The organism is Streptomyces sp. Ac-502 (genome assembly GCF_045222935.1).
Lineage (GTDB): Bacteria > Actinomycetota > Actinomycetes > Streptomycetales > Streptomycetaceae > Streptomyces > Streptomyces monomycini.
Genome location: NZ_JBHFFO010000001.1, coordinates 5,158,452 through 5,183,088, shown reverse-complemented (window position 1 = coordinate 5,183,088; position 24,637 = coordinate 5,158,452). Strand labels below are relative to the sequence as shown.

The following is a 24,637-nucleotide window of genomic DNA, read 5'->3' as shown; positions in this document are numbered from 1 at the left end:
CCCCCTCCCGGCCGTTTCCGGCGGGCCCTGCGCACGGTGGGCCGACCACCAGGGGAATGTCCGGGATAGGTGCTTTAGCGTGGCCTTATGTCTGATCAGCACGGTGACCTCCCCCAGCCGCACGGCGCCCACGGACGGCCTCCCACCGCGGCCGAGAGATGGACCGCCTTCAAGAAGTCGCCGTTCCTGCCCGCCACCGTGCTGGTCTTCATCCTCGCCGTCGCCGCCGGCCTCTTCGCGGGCTCGTACACGTACACCATGGCCAACCCGACCCCGCGGCACATCCCGACCGCCGTGGTCGGCCCGCCGGACTCCCCGCACGGCAAGGCCTTCGCCGACGGCATGGAGAAGGCCCTGAACGCCTCCCTCCAGCTGCACGCGTACGACTCGTACGCCGCCGCCCAGAAGGGCGTCGAGGAGCAAGAGGTCTTCGCGATCCTGCGGGTGCGGGACAAGAGCGTGGAACTGGACGTGGCCGGGGCGGCCGGCGCCCAGGTCGCACAGGTGCTCGAACAGGCCGGGCCCAAGGTGGGCCAGGCGGTCGGCGTGCCGGTCGAGGTCAAGGACCTCAAGCCGCTCCAGGAGGGCGACCCGCGCGGGCTCGCCCTCTTCTACATCTCGCTCGCCGCGGTGATCATCGGGTTCGTCGGCGCGATCCAGCTGAGCGTGCACGCACGCGGCCTCAATCCGCTGGAGCGGATCGCCTTCACGGTGCTGTACGCGCTGCTGGGCGCCTTCGCGATCGCCGCGGTCGTGGACTGGCTGCTGGGGGCGCTGGACCTGCCGTTCGTGGAGTCCTGGCTGATCCTGGCGCTGACGATGTTCACGTCCGGCATGGTCTTCACGATGTTCAACACCCTGATCGGGCGCTGGGCGATGATCCCGACGTGGGGCCTGATGGTGCTGCTGGGCAACCCGTCCTCGGGCGGCGCGGTCTCCTGGCCGCTGCTGCCGTCCGTCCTCGGGCACATCGGCCGCTGGCTGCCGCCGGGCGCCTCGGTCAACGCGCAGCACACGGCCGTCTACTTCGGCGCCTCGCAGCACGCCTTCCCGTTCCTGGTGCTGGCCGGCTGGGCGCTGGTCTCGTGCGCGGTCTTCTGGATCTGGCGGCACCGGCACCCGGGCGGGCGCGAGGTGGGCGCGCTCACCTCGGGGGCGCACCGGGCGGGCGCCCCGGCCGCACCGGACGCGCCGGGCGCCTGACGCACGCGGGGCCGGGCCTTCGGGGTCCGGCCCCGGTTTCCGCCGTACGGGTGGATGAGGGGACCGCATACGGGTGGGCCGGTCGGACGGAGACCGGAACCCCGGGGGCGGGCTCCCGAGGGGCGGGTTCCCGAGGGGCGCATGAAAAAGGCCCCGATCCGAAGATCGGGGCCTTTTCCCACTGCTGGTGGCTGGGGCCGGGGTCGAACCGGCGACCTATCGCTTTTCAGGCGATCGCTCGTACCAACTGAGCTACCCAGCCACAGCGGTCCTGACGGGATTTGAACCCGCGGCCTCCACCTTGACAGGGTGGCGAGCACTCCAAACTGCTCCACAGGACCTTGCACTGTGCGAGACCAAGCGTACCTGCTCTCGCACACGGTAATGCGTGCCCCCAACGGGATTCGAACCCGTGCTACCGCCTTGAAAGGGCGGCGTCCTGGGCCACTAGACGATGAGGGCTGATGGCCCGCCTTGGTGCCTTGTGGGGCGCCGTCGGGGACGTGAGAAGCATATGGGATGCAGGGACCGTTCGCCAAAACGGTTTGTTCGAGCCCCTCCGAGGAGGTGTTCGGCGAGGGATCCGACGGGCGGACGGGGCGGGTGGCACGCCGCGCTCCCCGCCCGCCTCGCGGGCCTACGGAGGGCCGGGGGAGACCGTTCCGGGAGCCGTCGTGCCAGGAGTCCCCGAGCCGGGAGCCCTTGTGCCGGGAGCCCTCGTGCCGGGCGTCCCCGTGCCCGGCGACGGCGAGGCGCCCGGCCGGTTCTCCTGCGGCAGGTGGCGGCTGACCTCGGCCTTCGACAGTCCCAGCCCGCCGAGCGTGATCTCGTCCCACGCCTGGAGGCGCCGGGTCTCGCGGTCCAGGTAGAGGACGGACGCCTGCACCGGAGCGGGCTTCTTGCCCTGCACCGCGCGCAGCCCGCCACCGCCCGTGGACCCCTCGATCATCAGCCGGGTGCCCCGGGGGAGCACGCTGTTCTCGCGGTGGTGGACATGGCCGGCCAGCGCCAGCGGAACCAGACCGTCCGCCTCGGACGCCGCGACCGGGTTGTGCGCCAGCGCGATGTCCACGGGCGTCCCCGCGAGCCGCTGCGTACGGAGCGAGTCGGCCAGCTTGCCGCCGGCCGTGCGTTCCGAGAAGTCCCCCTCCGCGACGACCGAGCGGTCCGGGGTGAACTGCGGATCGCCGACGCCGGCGATCCGCAGCCCGCCGACGCTGACCGCCCGCCCGTCGTCGAGGACCGTGGCGTTCTTACGGGTGGCCAGGTACTTCTGCGTCGTCGCGGAGTCGTGGTTGCCGCGCACCCAGACGTACGGCGCGCCGAACGTGGCGACCGGGTCCAGGAAGGCGTTCTCGGCGGCCGAGCCGTGGTCCATGGTGTCGCCGGTGTCGACGATCACGTCGATCTTGTACTGCTTCACCAGGGACTTGACGATCTGCCAGGCCGCCGGGTTGAGGTGGATGTCGGAGACGTGCAGCACCCGGATGGTGGTGGGATCGGGCGCGTACGCGGGCAGGGTCGAGGTGGCTTCGTAGAGTTTGGTCACGTTCGTCACCAGGCGCGCCAACTCCCGCTGGTACACGTCGAACTCGCTGACGATGTTGCGGGCGTTGCCGACCACCGAGGGCGCCGAGGACAGCAGCCCGGAGAACTTCGGCTCCAGGACCGATTTCGGGTTCCAGGTGGCGTACGCGGCGGCGCCCGACGAGGCCAGCAGCACGAGCGCCAGCCCGCCCGCGGCCAGCGCGCGGCGCGGCCGCCGGTAGACGGCCAGCCCCAGCGCGGTGGCGCCGGAGACGACCGCGACGCAGGAGCGGAAGGCGAGAGTGCCGGTGCCGCTGACGACGTCGCGGGTGACCTGCTCCTGAAGGCCGGCGAAACGTTCCGGGTGGTCGACCAGGGCCTGGGCCCGTACGGGATCCAGCCGGTCGACGTCGACATCCAGCCGTATCGGCGCGTGGTGGCTGCGCAGCTCCAGGGCGCCCAACGGCGAGACGTTGATCTTCGTGCCGCCGGAGAACGACGGGCGCAGTGTCATGTTCGTGTCCACCGGCCCCACGGGAGCGTGGATGCTGCCGACGATCAGCAGCCCCAGCCAGGCGCCGAGCAGGGTGACGGTGATCAGGCCGAGGGCACGGGCGTACGGGTGCGGGGTGTGGGTGAGGGTGCTGGTGGGGGCGGTGTGGTGGGAGCGGTAGTCGTGGAGCACCGCGGCGGGAAAGCCCCGTAACCGGGCGAGCGAGGCGCGGAGCAGCCGGGACACGGAGGAGTCGGAGGAGCCGGCGGAGTCGGAGGAGCTGGGGGAGGAGTCCCCGGGCGGCGCGACACGGGCCATTGGGCGCGTATTCCCGGGCGCCGCGCCCGTCATGCCCGGAAAACGGACCTACCGCGCCGGGCCGCCGGCGGCTCCGCGCGGTACCGCCGCCGAACGGTGGCGTGGCGGACAATGGGCGGTGTGCTGGAGATGACGCGCGAGGAGTTCGAGGAACTGGTGGCCGAGGCGTTGGACCGGATCCCGCCGGAGCTGACACGGCTGATGGACAACGTGGCGGTGTTCGTCGAGGACGAACCACCGGCCGAGGACCCCGATCTCCTGGGGCTGTACGAGGGGACGCCGCTGACCGACCGCGGCGAGTGGTACGCGGGCGTGCTGCCCGACCGGATCACGGTCTACCGCAACCCGACCCTGCGGATGTGCGAGACGCGGGAGGACGTGGTGGCCGAGACCGAGGTGACCGTCGTGCACGAGATCGCGCACCACTTCGGCATCGACGACGAGCGGCTGCACGCGTTGGGGTACGGCTGACGGCTGACGGCTGACGGCGGTCCGGGGCGGTCCGCGTACGGCGCGGAGGCGTACGGCCGGAGCGGGCAGGGCGTCCGGAGCGCTCGTGGCGTCCGGGGGCGGGCAGGGCAGCCGATCAGCGCTCATGGTGGCCAGGACGGCCCGCGCGGCCGGTTCGCGGCATTCGTGGCGTTCGGGACGGTGCCGTCGGTGTCCGGGGCCGAGATCGGGCCCGTACGGACGCGATCTCGTGCCCGCGGCGCGTGTCCTCGGGTGCCCGGCGGGAGTTGGGCAGGGCGTTCATCTCCGCAGTCTCCGCGCTCCGGATCCGGAGGTCCCGCCCGTGCGCCCGATCGCTTCCCCCTTCCCGGCCCGGCCCTGAACCGGCTCGCCGCCGCCGTGGCCGCAGCCTCCGCCCTGGCCGCGTCGCTGAGCGGCTGCATGAGCGTGAGCGACGCGGAACCGCCCAAGCCGTCAGGCTCCTCCGCGCGGCCCGACGGCGGGCCCGCGCCGGACGGCGGCACGGTGGACACCCGCGGCGGGAGCCCGGACCGCAGGGGGCGTACGGGTGGCGGCCACGGTGTGGAGGGGCACGCGGGGGCGCCCGCGAGCGACCACACGCCCTCGGCGCACGAGACGGAGCCGGAACCGGAACCCGCTTCGGGCGCCGCACCCGGCCCGGAGCAGCCCGGACCGCCCGGCAGCGACCCCGCCGCGCCAGGGCCGCCGCGGCCCGGCAGCGGCCGCCCCTCGTCGACCGCCCAGCCGCCCCGTACGACCCCGACCGTGAAGCCGACGCCGAGCGCCAGCCCGGACCCGCAGCCGAGCACCCCGGCGCCGACCCCGTCGTCCCCGCCGCCCGCGCCCTCGAACCCGGAGGGCGGGGGGTAGCGGCGGGGACGGGGAGCGGGAAGTGTCGTACGGGGCGGCTGGGCGGGGGACGTCGGAGCGGGTGCGGTGCGGGTGGGGGCCGAGGTGGGCGGGGTGCAGGGGTGGCGGCAAAGGGCCAGGTGACAGCGGTGGGGAACGGGGGTTCGGGAGGGCATTTGCCTTCCGGGGGTGGGAGTGAGTATGGTGGTAGATCGTTTGATCCCATTTGCCCGGCGCATGATGCAGCGCCGTGTGGCGCGTTCTCTCCCTTGCCGTGGCTGACCGCATTGAGGCGGTCGTTTGTGAAGTCTCACGGAGTTTGGGCGCGTGCCTGTGCCGAGACTCCGGAAGGTTTCGCATTTCGCATGTCTGTTTCCACTGATCAGTCCGTCCTGCCCGCTGCCGACGAGCAGGCTCTCCAGCAGGACCAGCCGCAGGACCAGGCCGTCATCGAGACGCCTGCCGAGGTGACCGAAGCGGCCGAGCCGGCCGCCGGCACCGACGTCGACACCGACGCTCCCGCCGAGGACGCGGCCCCGCAGATCACCTTCGGTGACCTCGGCCTCGACGAGAAGATCGTCCGCAAGCTGGCCGCGAACGGTGTCAGCACCCCGTTCCCCATCCAGGCCGCGACGATCCCCGACGCGCTGGCCGGCCGCGACATCCTCGGCCGCGGCCGCACCGGCTCCGGCAAGACCCTCTCCTTCGGTCTGCCGCTGCTGAGCCGCCTGGCCGGCGGCAACACCGCGAAGAAGCGCCCGCGCGGCGTCATCCTCACCCCGACCCGTGAGCTGGCCATGCAGGTCAGCGACGCGCTGCAGCCGTACGGCGACGTCCTGGGCCTCAAGCTCAAGGTCGTCTGCGGCGGTACGTCCATGGGTAACCAGATCTACGCGCTGGAGCGCGGCGTCGACGTCCTCGTCGCCACCCCCGGCCGGCTGCGCGACATCATCAACCGCGGCGCCTGCTCGCTGGACGACGTCGAGACCGCCGTCCTGGACGAGGCCGACCAGATGGCCGACCTGGGCTTCCTGCCCGAGGTCACCGAGCTGCTCGACCTGATTCCGTCCGGCGGCCAGCGGATGCTGTTCTCCGCCACGATGGAGAACGAGATCGGCACCCTGGTCAAGCGCTACCTGACCAACCCGGCGACCCACGAGGTCGACAGCGCCCAGGGCAACGTCACCACCATGACCCACCACGTCCTGGTCGTGAAGCCGAAGGACAAGGCGCCGGTCACCGCCGCCATCGCCGCCCGCAAGGGCCGCACCATCATCTTCGTCCGCACCCAGCTCGGCGCCGACCGCGTCGCCGAGCAGCTGTGCGACTCCGGTGTGCGCGCCGACGCGCTGCACGGCGGTATGACGCAGGGCGCGCGGACCCGCACGCTGGCCGACTTCAAGGACGGTTACGTCAACGTCCTGGTCGCCACCGACGTCGCCGCCCGCGGTATCCACGTCGACGGCATCGACCTGGTCCTGAACGTGGACCCGGCCGGTGACCACAAGGACTACCTGCACCGTTCCGGCCGTACCGCCCGTGCGGGCCAGTCCGGCACGGTCGTCTCGCTGGCCCTGCCGCACCAGCGCCGCCAGATCTTCCGCCTCATGGAGGACGCGGGCGTGGACGCCTCGCGCCACATCGTCGGCGGCGCCGGCGCCTTCGACGAGGACGTGGCCAAGATCACCGGCGCCCGTTCGCTCACCGAGGTGCAGGCCGACTCGGCGACCAACGCCGCCAAGCAGGCCGAGCGCGAGGCCCAGGAGCTCTCCCGTGAGCTGGAGCGCGCGCAGCGCCGGGCGACCGAGCTGCGCGAGGAGGCCAACCGGCTGACCGCCCGCGCCGCGCGGGAGCGGGGCGAGGACCCGGAGGAGGCGATCGCCGCCGCCGAGGCCGCCGTGGAGGAGGCCGCCGAGGCCGTCGTACCGGCCCAGGCCGCTCCCGAGGCCGACGAGGCGCAGCGCCGCTCCTCGTACCGTGACGAGCGGGGCAACTACGAGCGCCGGGACCGCCGGGACAACGACCGCGGCGACCGTGGTGACCGTGGCGGCTTCCGCCGTGACGACCGTTCCGGTGGCGGCTTCAACCGCGACCGCCGGGACAACGACCGCGGCGACCGTGGCGGCTTCAACCGTGACCGCCGTGACGACCGCTCGGGTGGCGGCTTCCGCCGTGACGACCGTTCCGGCGGCGGCTTCAACCGCGACCGTCGCGACGACCGTGGCGAGCGCGGCGACCGTGGTGACCGTGGCGGCTTCCGCCGTGACGACCGCTCCGGTGGCGGCTTCAACCGCGACCGCCGTGACGACCGCTCGGGCGGCGGCTTCAACCGTGACCGCCGCGACGACCGTTCCGGTGGCGGCTTCAACCGCGACCGCGGCGACCGCCCGAACCGTCCCTTCAACCGTGACGACCGCTCCGGCGGCCGCTCCGGCGGCGGCTACCGCTCCGGTGCCGGCGACCGTCCGTACAACCGTGACCGCCGCGACGACCGTCCCGCCTCGGGCGGCTACCGCTCGGGCGGCGGCGACCGTCCGCACGGCCGCCGTGACGACCACCGCGGCCACGGCACCAGCTCCTTCGGCCGCCGTGAGGACAAGCCGCGCTGGAAGCGCAACGGCTGACGGAGTCCGTGACGCCTGACGGAGTCTGGGACGCGTGAGGGCGTCCGTGACACCTGACAAAGTCGGTGCCGTCCGACGGCGTCGCACTCCACGACCGCGGGGCCCGCGCCACGCCTCCGTACTCCGGTACGGGGCGGGCGCGGGCCCCGCGTCTCAACTGCGTTCCCCGTGCGGCCCCTTGACCGCGCTCCCCGCCGTACGGCAGCCTCGTGCGCCACGCCCGCCCCGAAGCGGACGCGGCGCCTCCGCCGGCCCGATGGCTTATGCCTTCGGGCTGCGGCGGGAACGCGGGCTATGCTGCTCGGTGCGGGCCATTAGCTCAATTGGCAGAGCAGTGGACTTTTAATCCATTGGTTCAGGGTTCGAGCCCCTGATGGCCCACCAGGTACGAGCCGGAGGCGAGCCCTCCGACCCACCGCACAGCGCCCCCGCCGGGAGTCCCCGGGCGGGGGCGCTGTCGTGTGCCCGTCGCCCTCCGCTGCCCCCCTCTGTCCTGCCTGCCGTCCGGCCCGCAGCCCCTCCCACCGTCCGGTCCACTGCTCGTTCCGCCGCCCCCTCGCCGCCCGGTCCGCCACCCCCATCGGCTCCGTATGACCCGTACGGCCCCATCTGATTCGCCCCCGGCCCGGCAGCGGAAAGCCTTGGGACGGCGGCGGTGGTCGTACGGGCGGGCGCGGGCCGCGGCCCGGCTGCGACGGGAGTGGGAGGCAGGCCGGTGCGGGTGCGTCGAGGCGGCAGGGACCGTACGGGCGAACGGGAGCGGCGGCGCCGCCGCTCCGGCATGTCGCCGTTCGGCCGACGGCTGGTCTGCTGGCTGCCGCTGATCCTGCTGGTGGCGGGGCTGATCTTCGACAGCGGCACCCCCGACCGGTACACGGCCGCGCCCTTCTTCTCCGCCGCTCCGCTGGTGGCGGCGCCGCTGTACTCGCTGGGCAGTACGGCCGTCATCGCGGCGGCCGCCGTCTTCGCCGAGACCTGGGTCGTGACGTACCACGGGGGCCGCGACGCCAACCAGTCCTTCACCGAGGGCCTGACCGTCCTGGTCGTCGCCGTCCTCGCGCTGGGCATCAACCGGGTCGTACGGATGAGCGACGCCCGGCTCGCCTCCGTACGGGACGTCGCGGAGGCCGCCCAACGGGCCGTGCTGCCGACGCCCGCCGAACGCATCGGCGGGCTGGCGGTCGCGGCACGCTACGTGGCGGCGCAGGCGGACGCCCGGATCGGCGGAGACCTGTACGCGGTCCAGGACACCCCGTACGGCGTACGGCTGATCGTCGGCGACGTACGGGGCAAGGGCCTGGAGGCGGTGGAGGCCGCGGTGATCGTCATCGGTGCCTTCCGGGAGGCGGCCGAGCAGGAGGCCAGTCTGGAGGCGGTGGCGGGGCGGCTGGAGCGCGCGCTGCAGCGCGAGGGCAGCCGACGGGAGGGCCTCGACCAGTTCGAGGGGTTCACGACGGCCGTACTGGCGGAGCTGCCCTCGGACGAACACGCGGCGCTCCGCATCCTCAACCGCGGCCATCCGGCACCGCTGCTCCTCGCCCCCGACGGCGAACTGCGCGAGCTGACGCCCGCGTCGCCCGCGCTGCCGCTCGGCATGAGCGAGGTGGCCGGCTGGCCGGACCGGGCGGACGAGACGGCCTGCCCCGCGGGTTCGATCCTGCTGCTCTTCACCGACGGCGTGACCGAGGCCCGGGATGCCGGCAACGTCTTCTACGAGCCGGCGAAGCGGCTGCGCGGGCGGGTCTGGGCCTGCGAGGGGCCGCAGGCGCTGCTGGACGCGCTGGTGGCGGACGTGGCGGCACACACAGGCGGAGAGACGGCGGACGACATGGCGTTGCTGGCGGTGCAGCGGCCGCTTAAGGGGTGAGGGGGCGTGGCGACAGCCCCGGAGCATCAGCCGACGCCTGCTTAAGGGGTGAGGGGGCCGTGGTCACAGCCCCGGAGCATCAGCCGACGTCCGGCCTCACCGCCACTGCACGTCCTGCCCGTACAGCCACTGCACGCTCTGCCCGTGCTGGCCGGTCAGCGCGACAGCCCGCTCGTCGAGGGCCAGCGTCAGCAGCCGCTCCGTCACCTCCAGGGGCTGCGCCGGGCGGGGCGTGGCGATCCACGGGAGCACGGAACGGTGCTCGTTGGAGACCCAGTGCCCGGGGCGGTCGCGCTCCCGGAGGACGGTCCGTACGAGCCGGGCGAACTCCTCGCGGCGCGCCGGGGGCAGGTACGTCAGCACGGAGGTGTGGAAGACGACGAGCGTCGCTTCGGGCGGGGCCTCGGCGGCCAGTGAGGGCAGCGCGTCGATCAGGTCGCCGCGTACGACCCGGGGACGCGGCGCGGACCGTACGGCCTCGATGGCGGCCCGCTGCCGCCGTACGCGCTCGTCGGTGGCACCCGGCCAGACGAGAGCCTCCAGCCAGCGCACGTCGTCGGGGTCGGCCGGGTCGAGGGGGTCGAGGTCGATGCCCGCACGCCAGGTGATGTCCGGGACGCGATCGGGTACGGGGGTGCCCGGCCCCGTACGGCAGGCGAGGACCGCGGCGCTGTCCGGGGCCCCGAACTCCGGCCGGTCGTCGTAGCGGTAGCGATAGCGGTCCGGGTACAGGCACAGCCCTGCCGACGCGCCGACCTCCAGGAGGGCCAGCGGCTGCGGGAGCCGGGCGAGCAGGGGCAGCAGGGTCGCGCAGCGGGCCGGCTCGTTGGTCTGCGTCAGGCGTCGCATGACGACGGCCCTGACCTGCTCCCAGTGGCGCAGGGTCCACTCACGCCAGCCGCGGTACGCCGCGTCGCCGCGCGGCCCGTGCTCGGCGTAGGGGCCGTCGAGGTAGCGGACCGCGGCGAACAGGAGGTTGGGCTGCTGCTTGTTGCCGGCCGGCAGGGAACGCGCGAGATGGTCGCAGAACTCGGGGTCGTGGCCGATCCGCGCGGCCAGCTCCTCATGGGCGTCGGACTGCCCCCGTGCCTGGTACCAGGCGAAGTCCACGTACCGATCCGCCAGTGCCTGCGCGCTGTTGACGACCATGATCAGACGTTACTGCGCTCACAGGGGGTGAGTGCCGGGCACCCCTGCGCATAACGACTCCCGCACAATCGCGCATCACAGGTTTGAAGAGCGCTCAGCAACTCGCCCTGCTTTGTGCCCCGATGGGTGTTTAAGCTCGGGCCGAAGCTATCCCAAAGCACCCATGAATTCGGTGGAACGCTTGGTATCGGACCACGGTTTCTATTACAGTCCGATAACGCAGCGCGGTCGTCCCAGCCGTCGCAAGAGGCGGCACCGTGCGCCGACGCCTAATCCCGTCAGCAGGTTCACAACTGAATCACCGTTGGTGCATCGCTGGACCGGCCGTGCGGCCGGTGCCGTACCAGCGCGTGTCCGGGGAACCGGGGAACCACCACGTTGGGGTGCGCCGGGCCGGACGGCCGCCGATCCGTCGGAAGCCGCCCGCCGTCCGTGGCAGACCTTCCTGCTCCGCACACCCAGTGCCTGAACGACTCCGGAGGCCCGTCCCCCTCCGGCGCCGGACCGGCCTGGAAGGCGGCTCCACCACTGACCCGGTAGGCGAGAGGAAGGAAAGGAGTGCGCCCCCGTGGCGTCCAACAGCCCTGCCGACTCCGGCCCCGAGACTCCTTCCGGCGCCGCTCCCGGCGCCTTTGACCCGTTCCAGGCGTTCGGCGCGGGCGTGGGCACGGGCGGCGCTGCTGCGGCCGGTGCCGATGCCGCTGCCTCCGTTCCCAGCACTGTTCCGGCCGCCGGTGCCGGGTGGTTCGCTGCCGAGCCCGGTGCGTTCGACACCGGCACCTGGGAGGAATGGAATCCCGTCGAGGAGTCCGTACGCCCCGCACGCGGCAAGCACCGGGTGGCCGGCAAGCAGCGCGGCGGACTCGCCCGCAGCGGTACGGCCCTGGGCGTCGGCGTGATCGCGGCGGTCGGCGCCGGCGGTGTGGCCTCCGCCGAGGGGAAGCCGCAGGTCGCGATATCGCTGCCGGATGTCGTCGGTGAGGCGGAATCCGTATCGGACACAGCGTCCTCGGACGTGGCTTCCTCAGACGCGGCTGTCTCGGATACGACTGCCTCGGATACGACTGCCTCGGACGTGGCTTCCCCGGACGCTGTGGAGGCCCGCACCGAGCCCATCGCATCCGCGCCTTCCGCCGTCTCCGCCTCTTCCGCCGTCTCCGCGTCTCCCGCCGGGGCCGGGCCGGGTACGAGCGGCACGTACGGCATGGGCGACGTGCGCGGCACGGGCGATGTGTACGGCACGGAGGTGGGCCAGTCCCTGAGCGGCCACGCCATCCCACAGACCGACCAGCAGCAGAGCGGCGCCGCCGAAGAGGAACGTCTCGCCGCCGCCACCGGCTCCCAGAACGCCGCCCAGCCCGCGGCCGCGCACTCCCGCCGCTACGTCACCCCGCTCTCCACGTACACCCTCGCCGCCGGGTTCGGCCAGGCCGGCGACCGCTGGGCGGCCCACCACACGGGCCTGGACTTCGCCGCCCCCGCCGGCACCCCGGTCAAGGCGATCCACGGCGGCACGATCACGCAGGCGGACTGGTCCGGCGCGTACGGCTACCGGTCCGTCCTGACCCTGGACGACGGTACGGAACTGTGGTTCTGCCACCTGTCCTCCCTGGTGCGGACCTCCGGCCGGGTCGCCGCCGGCGACCTCGTCGGCCGGGTCGGCGCCACCGGCAACGTCACCGGCCCCCACCTCCACCTCGAAGTGCGCCCAAGCGGCACCCCGGTGGACCCGAAGCCGTGGCTGCGCGATCACGGAATCAGCATCTGACCCCGGAGCTTCGCCCCTCCCCTCCCACCTCCTGCACGACACGCGCGCCGCACCGGGAGGACAGATCGGCCCCGACAACCCCCACCTCCTGGAGAATCCCCTCCAACCTGGGCATTTCCCCTGCTTCGCGCGCTGTCCGCCGGGCACTCGGATGGATGCGCCGCCGGGGTGACCGGCCCCGGCCCGGTACAGGAGGGTGCGATGAGTCCGAACGACAAGGCAGGGGACACGCCGGGCACGAAGTACGACCGAGCAGCCGCGACGCCCGCGGACAGCGCCCCGAGTACCCCCACCGCCACATCCGCCCCCACCCCCACATCCACCCCTCCCCCGACACCCCCGCCATCACCACCGACGTCCCCGCCCGCCTCGACCGTCTCCCCTGGTCGCGCTGGCACTGGACGGTGGTCGTCGGCCTCGGCACGGTGTGGATCCTCGACGGCCTGGAAGTCACCGTCGTCGGCAACATCGCCGGCCGCCTGTCCGAGCACGGCAGCGGACTGCCCATCTCGTCCGCGCAGGTCACCGGTGTCGCCGCGGCGCTGTACGTGGCCGGGGCCTGTCTGGGCGCGCTGTTCTTCGGGCGGCTCACCGACCTCTTCGGCCGTAAGAAGCTCTTCCTGATCACCCTGGCCGTCTACCTGGCCGCCACCGCCCTGACCGCGGTCTCCTTCTCCTCCTGGTGGTTCTTCCTCTTCCGCTTCCTGACCGGTTTCGGGATCGGCGGCGAGTACGCGGCGATCAACTCCGCCATCGACGAGCTGATCCCCTCCGCCTACCGGGGCCGCGTCGACCTCGTCATCAACGGCAGCTTCTGGCTCGGCGCGATCGGCGGCTCCCTGCTGTCCATCGTCATGCTGGACACCAGCATCTTTCCCATCGGCGTCGGCTGGCGGCTGACCTTCGCGCTCGGCGTCGTCCTCGGCCTGGTCATCCTCCTCGTACGCCGCAATGTGCCCGAGAGCCCACGCTGGCTGTTCATCCACGGACGGGGTGACGAGGCGGACCGACTCGTCACCTCCATCGAGAAGCAGATCACCGAGGAGAAAGGCCGACAGGGCAAACCCCTCCCCGAACCCGAGGGTGAGATCACCATCCACCCCCGCAAGAGCATCGGCTTCCTCGAAATCGGCCGCACCGTCTTCTCGCGCTACCGCCGGCGCGCGATCCTCGGCCTCGCCCTCTTCATCGGCCAGGCGTTCCTCTACAACGCCGTCACCTTCGGCTTCGGCGCCATCCTCACCGCGTTCTTCGACGTGTCGACCTCGCACACCGGCTACTTCTTCGCCGTCATGGCGGCCGGCAACTTCCTCGGCCCGCTCCTGCTCGGCAAGCTCTTCGACACCGTCGGCCGCCGCGTCATGATCTCCGGCACCTATCTGCTCTCCGGCGTACTCCTCTTCGCCACCGCCTGGCTCTTCGCCGCCGGCCACCTGACGGCCACCACGCTCACCGCCTGCTGGTGCGTGGTCCTCTTCTTCGCCTCGGCCGGGGCCAGCAGCGCGTACCTGACCGTCTCGGAGATCTTCCCGATGGAGACCCGGGCCATGGCCATCGCCTTCTTCTACGCGGTCGGTACGGCCGCGGGCGGCATCAGCGGCCCCCTGGTCTTCGCCGGACTGACGGAATCCGGCGTGGCCGCCGACACCGCGCTCGCCTTCTGCATCGGCGCCGCCCTCATGTGCCTGGCCGGCCTGACCGCCGCCTTCCTGGCCGTACGCGCCGAACGCCGCTCCCTGGAAAGCATCGCCGCCCCCCTCTCAAAATCCCCCGTAACCTGACCCCACCCACCCCGCCCCCGCCCCACCCCTTCCCCTCCCCCTTCCCTCTCGTCTCCTTGGCCCCGCACCCCCTAAGTTGGAAGATCATGACCGCGCATCAGAAGACCCTCGGCTCCCTGTCCGTCTCACCGCTCTCCCTCGGAGGCAACGTCTTCGGCTGGACCGCGGACGAGCCCCAGTCCTTCGCCGTCCTGGACGCGTACGTCGCCGGCGGCGGCAACTTCATCGACACCGCCGACGTCTACTCGGCCTGGGTCCCGGGCAACAAGGGCGGCGAATCCGAGACCGTCCTCGGCAACTGGCTCGCCTCCCGCGGCAACCGCGACCAGGTCGTCATCGCCACGAAGGTCGGCGCCCACCCGGAACTCAAGGGCCTGGCCCCGGCCACCATCAAGGCCGCCGTCGACGCCTCCCTGACCCGCCTGCGCACCGACTACATCGACCTCTACTACACCCACTACGACGACGAGTCCCTCGCCGTCTCCGACTTCCTCCCGGCCCTCGACGAACTGGTCAAGGACGGCAAGGTCCGCGAGATCGCCGCCTCCAACATCTCGGCCCCGCGCCTGGAAGCGGCCCTGGCCTTCTCCGCCGACGAGAACCTGGCCCGCTACGTCGCCGTCCAGCCCCACTACAACCTGGTCTCCCGCGACACGTACGAAGGCGACCTCGCCGACACCGCCGCCCGCCACGGCGTCTCCGCCGTCCCGTACTACGCCCTGGCCTCGGGCTTCCTCACCGGCAAGTACCGCCCGGACAGCGACGTGAACAGCGCCCGTTCCGAGACGGCCGCCAAGCACCTGGCCACCGACCGCGGCCGCAAGGTCCTCGCCGCCCTCGACACGGTCGCCACCACCCACCAGGCCGAACACGCCACCGTGGCCCTCGCCTGGCTCGCCGCCCAGCCCACGGTCGCGGCCCCCATCGCCAGCGCCCGCACGGTCGACCAGCTCCCCGCCCTCATGTCCGCCGCCGACCTCCACCTCACCAACGACGACCTGACCCTCCTCAACGAGGCCTCAGCCTGACCGCACCCCATAAAAGGGCGTGGGCGCGCACCCAGTACGCGCCCACGCCCTTCTACGCCCCTTCTTCCTACCGACCGCGCCGATCAGCAACCACCCAAGAAGCAGCCCCCACAACCCCCGCCACCGCAAACACCGAAGGCCAGGCCCCCACCTTCTTGGCCAACGGATGCGACCCCGCAAACGCCGCCACATAAGCCCCACTCAACACCGCAGCAGCCTTCCCCCAGCCTTCCGCTCCCACTCCCGAGCCGCCAATCCCCCCGCCACCGCCAAAGCCACCCCACCAAGGGGCCGCTTCTTGGTCCAACGGGCTACGCCGTAACCGCCTACGAGCCCCGTCACAGCCACCAACGAACTCGGCACTCGAGCCATGAGCATGACCTCCACGTCAGAGAAAAGTCGATCAGCTCTTCGACCTTACGCCCAGCCTCGCTCAATCATTCGAAGGGTGGGACGCGAGCTGCCGGGCAAGAACACGGATGCCGGCTCTGTTACGGGGATCAGTGCAGGTCACATCGCTGTACGGCTCGGAGGAACACCTGCCAGACCTGGCAGGGGAAGCCAAGAACCGGCCTGTCGGGATCTTTCGAATCACGCACCAGCATGGTGGCAGCAGAATGCCTGGCGACTTCCAGGCATTCACCGCCGGTACCGTTGCTGTAACTGCTCTTTCGCCACCTGTGGGCGGCGGATATCGGGTACGGATCGCTGCTCATGTGGAGTACTCCTCCAGTACTTCTTTGATCAAGGCGGTTGATCGAGCGGGACTGGAAGCGATGGCTTGAAGGTTGTCGAAGGCCCTCGTGTACTGGGCTACCTCGTCCGGTGATTCCAGGTAGACGCCATCCGTCAGGCCATCTCGATACACCACATCGGGGTCTTCCCGCTCAGAGAAACCGAGCACGGTGAATGCTCCAGTGGCCGGGTACGTACCCGCGGTGAACGGCAGAACTTGCAAGGTCACGTTCTTCAGCGCCCCTACGACAAGCATATGACCAAGCTGTTCCCGCATCAGGGCGCAGTCACCGATCACATGCCGAAGTACGCTCTCGTGAACGATGACCCGCAGCTCAGGGGCTCCTCACCGGTGAGGATCTGCTGCCGAGCCATCCGTACGTTCACTGCGCGATCGAGTGCCTCGGTGGTGAACTGGCTGGACGCGCGGTGCAGCTCAGTGGCATACGCGGCGGTCTGCATCAGTCCGGGTACGAACTCATTCTGGTACTGCCGAAGACTGCAAGCATCTTGCTCAAGGCCGATGTATACGGAAAACCAGGGCGGCACAGCCGAGCCGTGCGCGTGCCACCAACCGCGCACCTTCGATTCCTTGGCCAAACGCATGAGGAATTCACGCAGTTCGTCGGTGGTCTCGTAGAAGCGACAGAGTGCATCCACGTCCGAAGGTTGGACCCGGCCACTGCCAGTCTCCAGGCGGTTGACCTTCGAACCACTCCAGTCAAGTTGTTGACCCACCTGCTGGCAGGTGAGCTGGTGCGATGCGCGAAGGTGCTTCAACTCAATGGCCAGTCGGCGACGGCGCGCTGTCGGTGATCCGGGCACGGCAACTCCCTTGTCGAGAAGGTGACTCCGAGTCTTGCTGGAGGCGCCGGCGGATCCAATCACTCGTTGGAGCGAATCCCTCCGTGCACATTGCATGTCGGGATGGGTGGCTGCCACTCTCGCACGCAGAGCGACCAACCTCGCTCGGTGGTTGCTGCGGTGATCACCGAGGTGTGCGCTAACGCGAGGGAGCTGGATCTCATGTACTCCAACCACTGCCTGCCACAGCCTGACTGGACGAGCGACTCCATCGCGAAGCCTGACGTGGTTCCTCACCTGAGACGGCTCACCCGTGCTCGGCTGGCAGCGTGGGGGCTCACTGACCTTGTAGGCCGGGCTGAACTCTGTGTCAGTGAGCTGATCACCAACGTGATCGATCACGTTGGTTCAGGAACCCCGTTCACTCTTACCGTCTCGCTGAGCGCTGCACAGCTGCGCATCGAGGTACGAGACCCCCTGAGCGTCGAACTCCCCGTCCTCCGCCCACTCTCGGCCCTCTCTGAAACGGGGCGTGGGCTCAGCCTCGTCGATGCCATGGCGGATCGATGGGGGGTCGTACCCACGCCCACAGGCAAGAGCACGTGGTGTGAAATCTCCGTACTCGCTGATACGCCAGGACGAGGCACACGTGGAACGCAGCTCCACAAGGCCGAGGCACTACTGACGCTCTACGACTGTGTGCCGAGTAGCGGTACCGAAATGAGTGATCGTCTTCGCGTCATGACACGTGAAGAAGCAGCGACCGCACTGATCGCAGATCTCCTCTGGTGGCTCCGCGCCCACGGCAGTGACCCAGAGAACGTCCTGGACCAGGCACAGATGCACTTCGAAGCTCAGTTGGGAGGCGCTGCTCAGTGGAACTGACGGATGCGGTGATGACAAAGGTCGCCGAGGAGTACGGGCTGGACATCGGGGGCCATTGCGCCGCTCTTGACGTTGAACTCCTCGCCCTGGCGGGGCGGGCAGCCGGGCTGTTGGCAGGGGTCGTGGTGCACCCGTTGGTGCCGGCCGATGCCCGGGACGACAGCTTTCTGGTCGCGGTGTACCTGGACCCGAAGGTGGCGGCAGTCTCGTTCCCCGTGCACGTACGAGAGGTGAACCCGCCCCACCGCACAAGCGTCCCGAATGCGCTTCGTTACATCCTGGGGAGGATCGGGCAGATCGCCGATCAGGTAGTGGCAGAACATGATCGGTGGAGCGGCCGCGGCAGGAGGTGAGCTGGAACTGCCCTCGTGTTGCCATGACTCTTCGCCCATACCTTCGCGTCATTCATATATTCGAAGCTGGGGGAGTGAGACCGAGTCAAGCGCCGCTACGCGCCCTGGTGCCGGCAACCTTGGCCGCTTGAACGACATCGGACACCTGCTTGGCCACTTCCTGCGGAGCTTCGTGCTCCCAGAAGCGCAGTACCGTCCAGCCAACGGATTCCAGATGAGCGGTGGTTTCGGCATCGCGGGTCATGTTGCCTTCCAGCTTGTCGCGCCACCATTGCGCATTGGCCTTGGGGTGAGTGGCGTGGTCCGGGCAACCGTGCCAGAAACAGCCATCCACGAAGACCGCGACCTGCAGGCCGGGAAAGGCGATGTCGATCGTGCGACGAGGCATGCCAGGTACGCGCCGCTGCAAGCGATAGCGCAGCCCGGCGGTGTACAGCAGGCGCCGCAAGGCCATCTCCGGCTTGGTGTCCCGACGCCCTTGGCGCCTCATACGGGACGAGACACCGAACGAGGAGGGTACGACAGGAGGGTGAGCCATGACCTCAGGATGACGCAACGCCGCCGGGTGGAAAAATTTATGGTCGTTTTCAGGGGATCGTCGTCGCCGGCTACACGGAACCCATCCCGCCGGACGCCTCGGTTGCCGCACAAGATCCTGATGCAGGCCCCGGATTGAAGCAGACAATCAGCGGTGGAACACGGCACCACAGTCACGGGGCATCAGCGACGGCGTCCAGCGGAGAGAAGGGAGGTGACGACTGACCCGTCCGACTCGCCGTAATGTAAAGTGTGAGGCCAGTAAAAGGCAGTACGTAGTCATCCGACACCGTTTGGACGTGGTGCTTAACCGGCGGCGCGGATGACTGTGCTGATCTCGTCGGCCATTATCATCGGGTCAGCATGCTCGCAGTACCACAAAGTAGTCCAATCGTCGACACTGGACAGTATTGTCTTTTCGTGATTCCTGCCACCTCCACAGCATGGCTCCAGGAAGATCGCGACGCGTGGGCCGATGAATGCCAGATCGCTGCTCCTGCAGGGTAGGCCGGTCAACTCGTGATGCAGGCGATACCGCGGACCGGTCCTGTGCAGCAATCGGCCTACGGTCGCTCGCTGCTCATCACGACCGCCGCGACTGCACCGTCCACCAGCGGGGTGATGTGCCCTCTTGGAGGACCTGCGGATCGCTCGGCGGGTCGATGCGCCCCGGACAGGCCCGGCGCTTGGCGTATGGAAGTGCTGCGGAATGTCACATATCAGGGCATAGTGGGAACATAACGGACACATTGAGTGAGCTCCCAAAAATGAGGTCGTCGGCATTGGTGGGCGACCCGCCCACCAATGCCGACGATACAAGCACTACTCGAGCCGATGTGCCAGGCCTTTGCTGGGTGGTCTAAGTCAAAGTCCGCGCCAGCGAGGGCGATCGGTGGTCACCCGACGAGGCCGTCGTTCCTCGACGGGAACGTGGCCCGGAACCTGAAGGTTTCCCGGAGCGGGTCTCCCAGCTCTCCCTCCACCACCACGTTGCCCTCGTCCTTCATCATCCGCACCGCGGCGTGGGGCGCTTCGGCGTCCCACTCGAACTTGCACCTGTAGTCGTCGTTCACTGTCTACCTCTCCGAGTCGAAGGGCCAGGAGGATCCTCCTGGCCCATGAGGCTGCTTCGGCACGGCGCGCCCCTTCGAACACCAGCCCGGCGCCGTCGCTGGGAAGAGTGAACCGCACTGCTACCATCCAGGGCAACCGAAGCGGGGAGGAAAACTTCATCACGGCAGACGAGTAAGTCCCGAAATGTCCGTTTCTGTGGAAGTTTTGTTAAGTCGATCATTGGAATTAACCTTCGGAGGGATCGTGTCGGCGACTTTCGGCGACTGGCTGAACAGGATGCTCGCGCTACGAGGAATGGCGAAGAAGGAGTTGGCGGACCTGACGGGTGTGACCGGGGCGGCTGTGACCGGATGGGTCAACGGTCGCTCGGAACCGCGCTACGAGAAGATCGCGGCGATCGCGGATGCCCTGGGGGTGTCCGTGGACGACGCCGTGGCCCGGCGGGAGCCCACGTCCGCGTCGGGAGAGCTGGACTGGATCTTCCGGGCGGCCCCCGAGGACGGGGGCGGGAAGGTGGCAACGCGGCGAACTTCGCCTTCGCGGCGAGCCTCGACGTGCTGGCGCGGGAAGCGACCCAGAACAGTCTCGACGAGCGCCTCTCCGACGAGGAACCGGTCGTGGTGCGTTACGAGTTGCGCGAACTCACGGGTGCCCACATGAGCGACTTCATGGATGCGCTGCGTTGGGAAAGCATCGAGAAGCACCTCCATGCTGCTGCAGATGTTCGGCAGAAGGTGGGTAGGGTCCTGCGGGACGGGCTCCAGGAGCTGGAGCGCTCGCGACGTCTCGTACTGCTGAGGATCGATGACCACAACGCGGCGGGACTGACGGGGCCGGAGTATGAGGACGGGCGGTTCGCCCGAGTGGTACGGCGTACGCTCGACAGCGGCAAGGCCGGTACGCAGGGGGGTCCTACGGGCTCGGAAAGGCAGCGCTGTGGGCCGCCAGCCGTTTCGGCCTGGTGCTGGTGAACAGCACGTTGTCGGAGGCTCAGGACGGGCGCACCGAACGTCGTATGGCGGGGCGGCTGGAACTGCCGTGGCACACCCTGGACGGCAAGGACTTTGCGGGTCCGGGCTGGTTCGGTGTGGCCGATCCGGAACGCAAGAGCACAGCCCGCTCCTGGTGGGGGGACCGGGAGGCGGCGGAGCGCCTTCATCTGGAGCGCTCCGACGCGTCGCCGGGCACGTCGCTGCTCGTGGTGGGGGTCTACGACGGATCGGGAGAGACCGAGGACGTCGAGGACATGTACGAACGACTGGTGGCGAGCCTGTCGCGCAACTTCTGGGCGTCCATGGTCGGGGGCAACCACGAGGGGCCCAAACTGCGGGCCTCGGTTGCTGCGTTCCGGAACGGGGTGTCCGTGAGGAGCGAGCAGATCATCGATCCGTTCGAGCGGGAACCGGCGCGTTCCCGCGCTGTACGGGCGTTCCTCGACGGAACGACGGTCGAGGAACTCACCGATCGGTCCCAGGTGTTGCAGGCCTCGGTGCCTCTTGAGCTCCGGCGCAGGAAGGACGCGGTCGGGAGCGGGGACGCGGGCACACACGAAGCAGTGCTGCTTGTCACTCCGACCGAGGAGGAGGACGAAGCGCCGGACACCATCGCCTACATGCGCGCGACACGGATGGTGGTCAAGTACAAGAGGGTCGGCGACCTACCCCTGGGCCACCGTCATTTCCAGGCCGTGCTTCTCGCCGGTACGGCGACACGCAGGGGACGCAAGAGGCCGAAGCGGCCGAGCAGATGTTGCGTACCGCGGAGCCGCCGGACCACAACGACTGGGAAGGCACGGAAGACCTGACCGCCACGTACGAGCGCGGTGCCCGCCAGAAGATCATCGATTTCAAGAAGGCGGCCGAGCAGAAGGTCAGAGAGGTGCTGCGAGGGGCGGTCGACGAGGAGAGTCACGACACGGGGCCGGAGGTGCTGCGCGAGCTGTTGCGCCTGGACGCCCCGAAGGCGTCCCGCACACAGGGGTTCCCCACGATCAAGGCCATCGAGGGCGCCGTGGACGAGTTCGGCGCATGGGCCGTCGACGTCACTGTCAAATTGCCGAAGCAGGAGGAGCCGTGGATCTTGACATCAATTCCCAAGTTCCTGATGCGCTCGTCGGGACCCGTCGCGGTCGAGTGGGAAGCTGTGACTCCTGTCGAGGACTGTGAGTTGACGCCGCTCGGTAATCTTCTGTTCCGTGAGGGAGCGACCCAAGGCAAGTTCCGAGGGGTGACGGCAGTGCAGAGCCACCCTGTGGAAGCAGGGATGTCGCAGGTCATGGTGGAGATACGGCGTGCGAAGGAGGACCTGGCGTGAAGACGGTCTTCCCTTATCGGATCCTCAGCGGTGACATCAGCCTACGGATCGACCAGGTCGCGGTGGACAACGTTCCCATCGGGCTGGAAAGAATCAGCGATCGTTATCAGGTCGTCGCTCTTCAGGACCTGAAGGAGTCCAGGCAGCGTTGGGCCGACATCCGCATGAGGGTGTCGGTGTCAGCCGACGGCGCCGAACTTGCCGCCGGCCCCTGGGAGGACCCGCTGTGCCTTGCAGTGGTCACCAACCAACGCGCGAATGTTTATCAGGCCTTCCGTCTCCGCCCCGCCGGGCTGGGGCGTTGGGTCGGAGAGGTGGAGCTGTCTCGCGACGAGCACGTCGGTCGGAGCCAGATCACTGCGCGCATCGTGGCTTCCGTCGGAGGGGTCGAAGGGCGCCTGGTGGGTAGCGCGGAAGTCCCTTGGAACGTCGATTTCGAGACCAAGCGTCCTACTCCGGAGCGCTCGATCAGGATCAAGTGGTTGGATTTCACGGATCCGTTCAACGATCACCTCAAGGAGTATCGTGACGATCCTTGGCTGATCGATTCGGAGGCCGGTGAACCCGTCCTCTACCTCAATTCTTCTGTGGACGGGTTGCAAGGTGTGCTGGAGAACGCATCGACTCCGGAGCAGAAGTTGGTGCGTGAGCTGCTGTCCGCACAAGTTGCCTCAGAGGCTTGGAACGCCATGTTCAACGCGGCTGTGTACGCGTGCGATGTGGTCGACGGTGAGGCGCAGTGGCCTGGCGGATGGCACGAGGACGTACTGCGGAGAATGATTCCCGACCTCTACCCATCCCTTTCCCCGGAAGACGCGCTGGCCGAGTTGGTCGAGGGACGCGTGGAGGGAGAGAACGGTGGGGACCTGCAGCGCCGGCTGATGCACGGCGCCGGTTCGCACGCCCGTAAGTCCAGAAAGGTTTCAACGGCACTGCGGGACCTGCGCCGCATGGCGAGCAAGAAGGAGAAGGCGTGAGCGTGAGCAGTCCGGAAGTTCCTGACAAGTTGGGGAGGTTGTCGGACTCCGTCGCCAACAAGGTATTGACACCGAGTGTCGTCAAGGGGGCGCCGCTACCCCAGGCAGTATTGGCGAACGGGACTGAAGATGTCTTCGACGATTCGCCGCGCTGGGATACTGCAGAGCTTCGCTCTCTTTTCGACGAAGTATTGGAGAGGTTCGAGGGGCAGCGCCCGACCCTCTCCGATGCCTGGTTGGCCCCTCGCCTGCATTCAACCCTGCGTATGACCAGGGCGGAAGCCACCGAATCGGGAATGTGGAATTTTATCGCTCTGAGAGTCGCCCCCGACTATATACGCTGGCGTTGGGGCAGGGTCGAGAGTGGACGTATGGTGGTTGGCCAGGCGGCCAGGTTCAGTGGACGTTGGGACATTCAGGGGGTCTCACGGCTCTGGTGGGCTGCCGAGCTCTTCCGGAACAGTGACAATTACGAACCAGTGGTTGTGTCCTGCGCCAATCAGGATGTTCTCAACACTGCGCTACGGCTGGAAATGAACAATCACCGTCCGTCGGCTCAAGCGTTGGTGAGACTGTTGAAGAAGGGTGTAGTGCGCACCGGGCGGGACGTGAACGGCCTCGTCAAGGCGGCCGGCGCGGCGGGCAGCACGTTGGTGTACGAAGCTCTGGCGCCCGATGAACCACGCGATCACGAGGCGGTCCGGGAGTGGATCCACGCGGCGGAAACCGACCTTTTGTGGAGCCCCAGCTCCCTGCCGGAAGGGCCCAGGGACGGCGACGTTCCCGACCGCTCGACAGAAAAACTGACCACTTGGTTCGAACGACTTTTCGCGACCGCTCCAGTCCGTGGCAAGAAAGCGAGTGACGAGAGCGTCGACCAGGAGGACGAAGTCAAGGCCTGAGGGTTTCGTAGACCATTTTGGCCAGTGCTCGGGAAAGGCCGACAGGCACCGCATTGCCGATCTGTCGGCCGATCTGAATTTTGCTTCCGCACCACAGGAATTCCGGAGGGAACCCTTGAATGAGGGCTGCCTCGTAGTGTGTGATGGGGCGGTGTGCCCGGGGGTGCAGGTAGCGACCTTTTTCCGGCTTGTAGAATTCCGTCCTGATGGTTACGGATGGCCGGTCCCAATACATGCGGCCCATGACGTCGTGCGAACCGTTCTTATGCGCCAGCCACTTCTCCGTGGAGAGATTGCGTGGCAGGTCGTGCCTGTTCCCGCCTTCCGGAATAGCTCGATAGCGATCCTGGGAAAGCTGTGTCGGGTTTCTGCCGAAATGCAGCTGCGTAGTTCGGAACGCTCCCGGAAGCTCCTTGCCCAGCGGATTGCACGTGCCCTCGGGGAGTTCGGTCGTCTGGGTTTCCGTTGCTGTATGAGCGAAGACCGATGGTCCTACTGCCACCCACGGAGCCGGCCCGGCACCAGGGAGGAAACCGCTTGCATTCTTGGCGTGGGTCGCCTCGGGGTACGACACGTCGGCCGGAGCGGCGATGTCGCGTCGCACAGCAACCACGATGGCGCGACGCCGTGCCTGGGGGACACCGTAATCGGCGGCATTGAGAACCGCGTGCTGAGCAAGCACGTAGTCCTTCAGAATCCCATCCGGCTTTTCGGTGGCCGCATGTAGGAGGGCGAACTCGGGTGACCGTAGAAAGCGGTCCACGTTTTCGACGATGAACAGCTTCGGTTTGATCGTGTTCACAATGCGGGAGTACTCGCGCCACAGCTTGTTGCGTGGATCGTTCGCGTCCTCTTTGCCGAGGCCTGAGAAGCCCTGGCAAGGAGGGCCCCCAGGATCACCTCGGCATCGACTTCCTGTGGCCCAGGCTCCCACTCCTCGATGTCGCCCGCGTGGATGTGGCCCGCCCCGCCGGCCTCG

At 69.0% G+C, this 24,637-nt stretch carries 21 protein-coding genes, 4 tRNA genes and 3 pseudogenes; 16 read left to right on the top strand and 12 right to left on the bottom strand.

Annotated features, from left to right (window positions below):
- The first annotated feature begins 87 nt into the window (after positions 1 to 87).
- Positions 88 to 1,203: an ABC transporter permease gene (locus ACEXOX_RS23370; protein ID WP_406523011.1), complete on the top strand. Its 1,116-nt coding sequence runs from the start codon at positions 88 to 90 to the stop codon at positions 1,201 to 1,203.
- A 185-nt stretch (positions 1,204 to 1,388) separates the two neighbouring features.
- On the opposite strand, the gene ACEXOX_RS23365 is transcribed toward ACEXOX_RS23370, so the two are convergent.
- The 4 genes from ACEXOX_RS23365 to ACEXOX_RS23350 all read right to left on the bottom strand — a co-directional run bounded on the left by ACEXOX_RS23365 (position 1,389) and on the right by ACEXOX_RS23350 (position 3,541).
- A tRNA-Phe gene (locus ACEXOX_RS23365) sits at positions 1,389 to 1,465 on the bottom strand.
- 4 nt (positions 1,466 to 1,469) lie between these two features.
- A tRNA-Asp gene (locus ACEXOX_RS23360) sits at positions 1,470 to 1,544 on the bottom strand.
- A 48-nt stretch (positions 1,545 to 1,592) separates the two neighbouring features.
- A tRNA-Glu gene (locus ACEXOX_RS23355) sits at positions 1,593 to 1,665 on the bottom strand.
- A 175-nt stretch (positions 1,666 to 1,840) separates the two neighbouring features.
- Positions 1,841 to 3,541: a metallophosphoesterase gene (locus tag ACEXOX_RS23350; RefSeq protein ID WP_406523009.1), complete on the bottom strand. Its 1,701-nt coding sequence runs from the start codon at positions 3,539 to 3,541 to the stop codon at positions 1,841 to 1,843.
- Between the two features lie 120 nt (positions 3,542 to 3,661).
- Between ACEXOX_RS23350 and ACEXOX_RS23345 the strand changes: the two genes are divergently transcribed.
- The 5 genes from ACEXOX_RS23345 to ACEXOX_RS23325 all read left to right on the top strand — a co-directional run bounded on the left by ACEXOX_RS23345 (position 3,662) and on the right by ACEXOX_RS23325 (position 9,352).
- Positions 3,662 to 4,012, top strand: a complete 351-nt coding sequence (locus ACEXOX_RS23345; protein ID WP_003980582.1) for a metallopeptidase family protein — start codon at positions 3,662 to 3,664, stop codon at positions 4,010 to 4,012.
- Positions 4,013 to 4,390: 378 nt separating this feature from the next.
- Positions 4,391 to 4,882, top strand: coding sequence for a hypothetical protein (locus ACEXOX_RS23340; protein ID WP_406523007.1), 492 nt, complete (start codon positions 4,391 to 4,393; stop codon positions 4,880 to 4,882).
- 344 nt (positions 4,883 to 5,226) lie between these two features.
- A complete protein-coding gene (locus ACEXOX_RS23335) occupies positions 5,227 to 7,485 on the top strand; it encodes a DEAD/DEAH box helicase (RefSeq protein ID WP_406523005.1) in 2,259 nt (752 codons plus the stop codon).
- Between the two features lie 308 nt (positions 7,486 to 7,793).
- A tRNA-Lys gene (locus tag ACEXOX_RS23330) sits at positions 7,794 to 7,869 on the top strand.
- 397 nt (positions 7,870 to 8,266) lie between these two features.
- Complete coding sequence (locus ACEXOX_RS23325; RefSeq protein WP_406526441.1) at positions 8,267 to 9,352, top strand: PP2C family protein-serine/threonine phosphatase; 1,086 nt, start codon at positions 8,267 to 8,269, stop codon at positions 9,350 to 9,352.
- 96 nt (positions 9,353 to 9,448) lie between these two features.
- Here ACEXOX_RS23325 and ACEXOX_RS23320 read toward each other — a convergent pair whose 3' ends face one another.
- Positions 9,449 to 10,501, bottom strand: a complete 1,053-nt coding sequence (locus ACEXOX_RS23320) for a DUF2332 family protein (protein WP_406523003.1) — start codon at positions 10,499 to 10,501, stop codon at positions 9,449 to 9,451.
- A gap of 568 nt (positions 10,502 to 11,069) precedes the next feature.
- Between ACEXOX_RS23320 and ACEXOX_RS23315 the strand changes: the two genes are divergently transcribed.
- The 3 genes from ACEXOX_RS23315 to ACEXOX_RS23305 all read left to right on the top strand — a co-directional run bounded on the left by ACEXOX_RS23315 (position 11,070) and on the right by ACEXOX_RS23305 (position 15,078).
- Positions 11,070 to 12,269, top strand: coding sequence for a M23 family metallopeptidase (locus ACEXOX_RS23315; protein WP_406523001.1), 1,200 nt, complete (start codon positions 11,070 to 11,072; stop codon positions 12,267 to 12,269).
- Positions 12,270 to 12,424: 155 nt separating this feature from the next.
- Positions 12,425 to 14,050 (top strand): MFS transporter, encoded by a 1,626-nt coding sequence (locus ACEXOX_RS23310; protein ID WP_406522999.1) that lies wholly within the window; start codon positions 12,425 to 12,427, stop codon positions 14,048 to 14,050.
- An 86-nt stretch (positions 14,051 to 14,136) separates the two neighbouring features.
- Complete coding sequence (locus tag ACEXOX_RS23305) at positions 14,137 to 15,078, top strand: aldo/keto reductase (RefSeq protein ID WP_406522997.1); 942 nt, start codon at positions 14,137 to 14,139, stop codon at positions 15,076 to 15,078.
- 67 nt (positions 15,079 to 15,145) lie between these two features.
- Here the strand turns inward: ACEXOX_RS23305 and ACEXOX_RS23300 are convergent.
- The 3 genes and pseudogenes from ACEXOX_RS23300 to ACEXOX_RS23290 all read right to left on the bottom strand — a co-directional run bounded on the left by ACEXOX_RS23300 (position 15,146) and on the right by ACEXOX_RS23290 (position 16,638).
- Positions 15,146 to 15,450, bottom strand: a pseudogene (locus ACEXOX_RS23300) (hypothetical protein).
- Between the two features lie 128 nt (positions 15,451 to 15,578).
- Positions 15,579 to 15,794, bottom strand: a complete 216-nt coding sequence (locus ACEXOX_RS23295; protein ID WP_406522995.1) for a DUF397 domain-containing protein — start codon at positions 15,792 to 15,794, stop codon at positions 15,579 to 15,581.
- Positions 15,791 to 16,638 (bottom strand): annotated as a pseudogene (locus tag ACEXOX_RS23290) (helix-turn-helix domain-containing protein). Before ACEXOX_RS23290 ends, ACEXOX_RS23295 begins: the two are co-directional and overlap by 4 nt.
- Before the next feature lie 159 nt (positions 16,639 to 16,797).
- Between ACEXOX_RS23290 and ACEXOX_RS23285 the strand changes: the two are divergent.
- Together ACEXOX_RS23285 and ACEXOX_RS23280 are read left to right on the top strand one after the other, a co-directional pair.
- Positions 16,798 to 17,502, top strand: coding sequence for an ATP-binding protein (locus tag ACEXOX_RS23285; RefSeq protein ID WP_406522994.1), 705 nt, complete (start codon positions 16,798 to 16,800; stop codon positions 17,500 to 17,502).
- Complete coding sequence (locus ACEXOX_RS23280) at positions 17,493 to 17,855, top strand: hypothetical protein (RefSeq protein WP_406522992.1); 363 nt, start codon at positions 17,493 to 17,495, stop codon at positions 17,853 to 17,855. Before ACEXOX_RS23285 ends, ACEXOX_RS23280 begins: the two co-directional genes overlap by 10 nt.
- 85 nt (positions 17,856 to 17,940) lie before the next feature.
- Here ACEXOX_RS23280 and ACEXOX_RS23275 read toward each other — a convergent pair whose 3' ends face one another.
- Positions 17,941 to 18,393 (bottom strand): very short patch repair endonuclease, encoded by a 453-nt coding sequence (locus ACEXOX_RS23275; RefSeq protein WP_406522990.1) that lies wholly within the window; start codon positions 18,391 to 18,393, stop codon positions 17,941 to 17,943.
- Between the two features lie 895 nt (positions 18,394 to 19,288).
- Positions 19,289 to 19,465, bottom strand: a complete 177-nt coding sequence (locus ACEXOX_RS23270; protein WP_406522988.1) for a hypothetical protein — start codon at positions 19,463 to 19,465, stop codon at positions 19,289 to 19,291.
- Between the two features lie 184 nt (positions 19,466 to 19,649).
- On the opposite strand from ACEXOX_RS23270, the pseudogene ACEXOX_RS23265 reads away from it, so the two are divergent.
- Positions 19,650 to 19,838: pseudogene (locus tag ACEXOX_RS23265) on the top strand (helix-turn-helix domain-containing protein); the annotation flags it as partial.
- 5 nt (positions 19,839 to 19,843) lie between these two features.
- Here ACEXOX_RS23265 and ACEXOX_RS23260 read toward each other — a convergent pair.
- Positions 19,844 to 20,176 carry a hypothetical protein gene (locus ACEXOX_RS23260; protein ID WP_406526696.1) on the bottom strand — a complete coding sequence of 111 codons (333 nt, stop codon included), beginning with the start codon at positions 20,174 to 20,176 and terminating at the stop codon, positions 19,844 to 19,846.
- Between the two features lie 305 nt (positions 20,177 to 20,481).
- Here ACEXOX_RS23260 and ACEXOX_RS23255 point away from each other — a divergent pair, with 305 nt between their 5' ends.
- The 4 genes from ACEXOX_RS23255 to ACEXOX_RS23240 are packed head-to-tail and all read left to right on the top strand — an operon-like array spanning position 20,482 to position 23,658.
- A complete protein-coding gene (locus ACEXOX_RS23255) occupies positions 20,482 to 21,270 on the top strand; it encodes a hypothetical protein (protein ID WP_406522986.1) in 789 nt (262 codons plus the stop codon).
- The gene (locus ACEXOX_RS23250; protein WP_406522984.1) at positions 21,213 to 21,779 is read left to right on the top strand and encodes a hypothetical protein; all 567 of its coding nucleotides are present in this window, start codon (positions 21,213 to 21,215) and stop codon (positions 21,777 to 21,779) included. The genes ACEXOX_RS23255 and ACEXOX_RS23250 overlap by 58 nt, the downstream gene beginning before the upstream one ends.
- On the top strand, positions 21,776 to 22,756 hold the full coding sequence (locus tag ACEXOX_RS23245; protein ID WP_406522982.1) for a hypothetical protein: 981 nt from the start codon (positions 21,776 to 21,778) through the stop codon (positions 22,754 to 22,756). Before ACEXOX_RS23250 ends, ACEXOX_RS23245 begins: the two co-directional genes overlap by 4 nt.
- Positions 22,753 to 23,658: a DUF6339 family protein gene (locus ACEXOX_RS23240; protein WP_406522980.1), complete on the top strand. Its 906-nt coding sequence runs from the start codon at positions 22,753 to 22,755 to the stop codon at positions 23,656 to 23,658. Before ACEXOX_RS23245 ends, ACEXOX_RS23240 begins: the two co-directional genes overlap by 4 nt.
- Here the strand turns inward: ACEXOX_RS23240 and ACEXOX_RS23235 are convergent.
- Positions 23,648 to 24,592, bottom strand: coding sequence for a DNA cytosine methyltransferase (locus ACEXOX_RS23235; protein ID WP_406522978.1), 945 nt, complete (start codon positions 24,590 to 24,592; stop codon positions 23,648 to 23,650). The genes ACEXOX_RS23240 and ACEXOX_RS23235 overlap by 11 nt on opposite strands.
- Between the last annotated feature and the right edge of the window lie 45 nt (positions 24,593 to 24,637).

Bases quoted from the DNA above. Each gene is read 5' to 3' on its own strand.
- ACEXOX_RS23255 (WP_406522986.1), top strand. From the start codon at position 20,482: ATGGCGGGGCGGCTGGAACTGCCGTGGCACACCCTGGACGGCAAGGAC.
- ACEXOX_RS23305 (WP_406522997.1), top strand. From the start codon at position 14,137: ATGACCGCGCATCAGAAGACCCTCGGCTCCCTGTCCGTCTCACCGCTC.
- ACEXOX_RS23295 (WP_406522995.1), bottom strand. From the start codon at position 15,794: ATGAGCAGCGATCCGTACCCGATATCCGCCGCCCACAGGTGGCGAAAG.
- ACEXOX_RS23260 (WP_406526696.1), bottom strand. From the start codon at position 20,176: ATGGAGGTGCTTCTCGATGCTTTCCCAACGCAGCGCATCCATGAAGTC.
- ACEXOX_RS23370 (WP_406523011.1), top strand. From the start codon at position 88: ATGTCTGATCAGCACGGTGACCTCCCCCAGCCGCACGGCGCCCACGGA.
- ACEXOX_RS23320 (WP_406523003.1), bottom strand. From the start codon at position 10,501: ATGGTCGTCAACAGCGCGCAGGCACTGGCGGATCGGTACGTGGACTTC.
- ACEXOX_RS23350 (WP_406523009.1), bottom strand. From the start codon at position 3,541: ATGGCCCGTGTCGCGCCGCCCGGGGACTCCTCCCCCAGCTCCTCCGAC.
- ACEXOX_RS23310 (WP_406522999.1), top strand. From the start codon at position 12,425: ATGCGCCGCCGGGGTGACCGGCCCCGGCCCGGTACAGGAGGGTGCGAT.
- ACEXOX_RS23250 (WP_406522984.1), top strand. From the start codon at position 21,213: ATGTTGCGTACCGCGGAGCCGCCGGACCACAACGACTGGGAAGGCACG.
- ACEXOX_RS23325 (WP_406526441.1), top strand. From the start codon at position 8,267: ATGTCGCCGTTCGGCCGACGGCTGGTCTGCTGGCTGCCGCTGATCCTG.
- ACEXOX_RS23335 (WP_406523005.1), top strand. From the start codon at position 5,227: ATGTCTGTTTCCACTGATCAGTCCGTCCTGCCCGCTGCCGACGAGCAG.
- ACEXOX_RS23275 (WP_406522990.1), bottom strand. From the start codon at position 18,393: ATGGCTCACCCTCCTGTCGTACCCTCCTCGTTCGGTGTCTCGTCCCGT.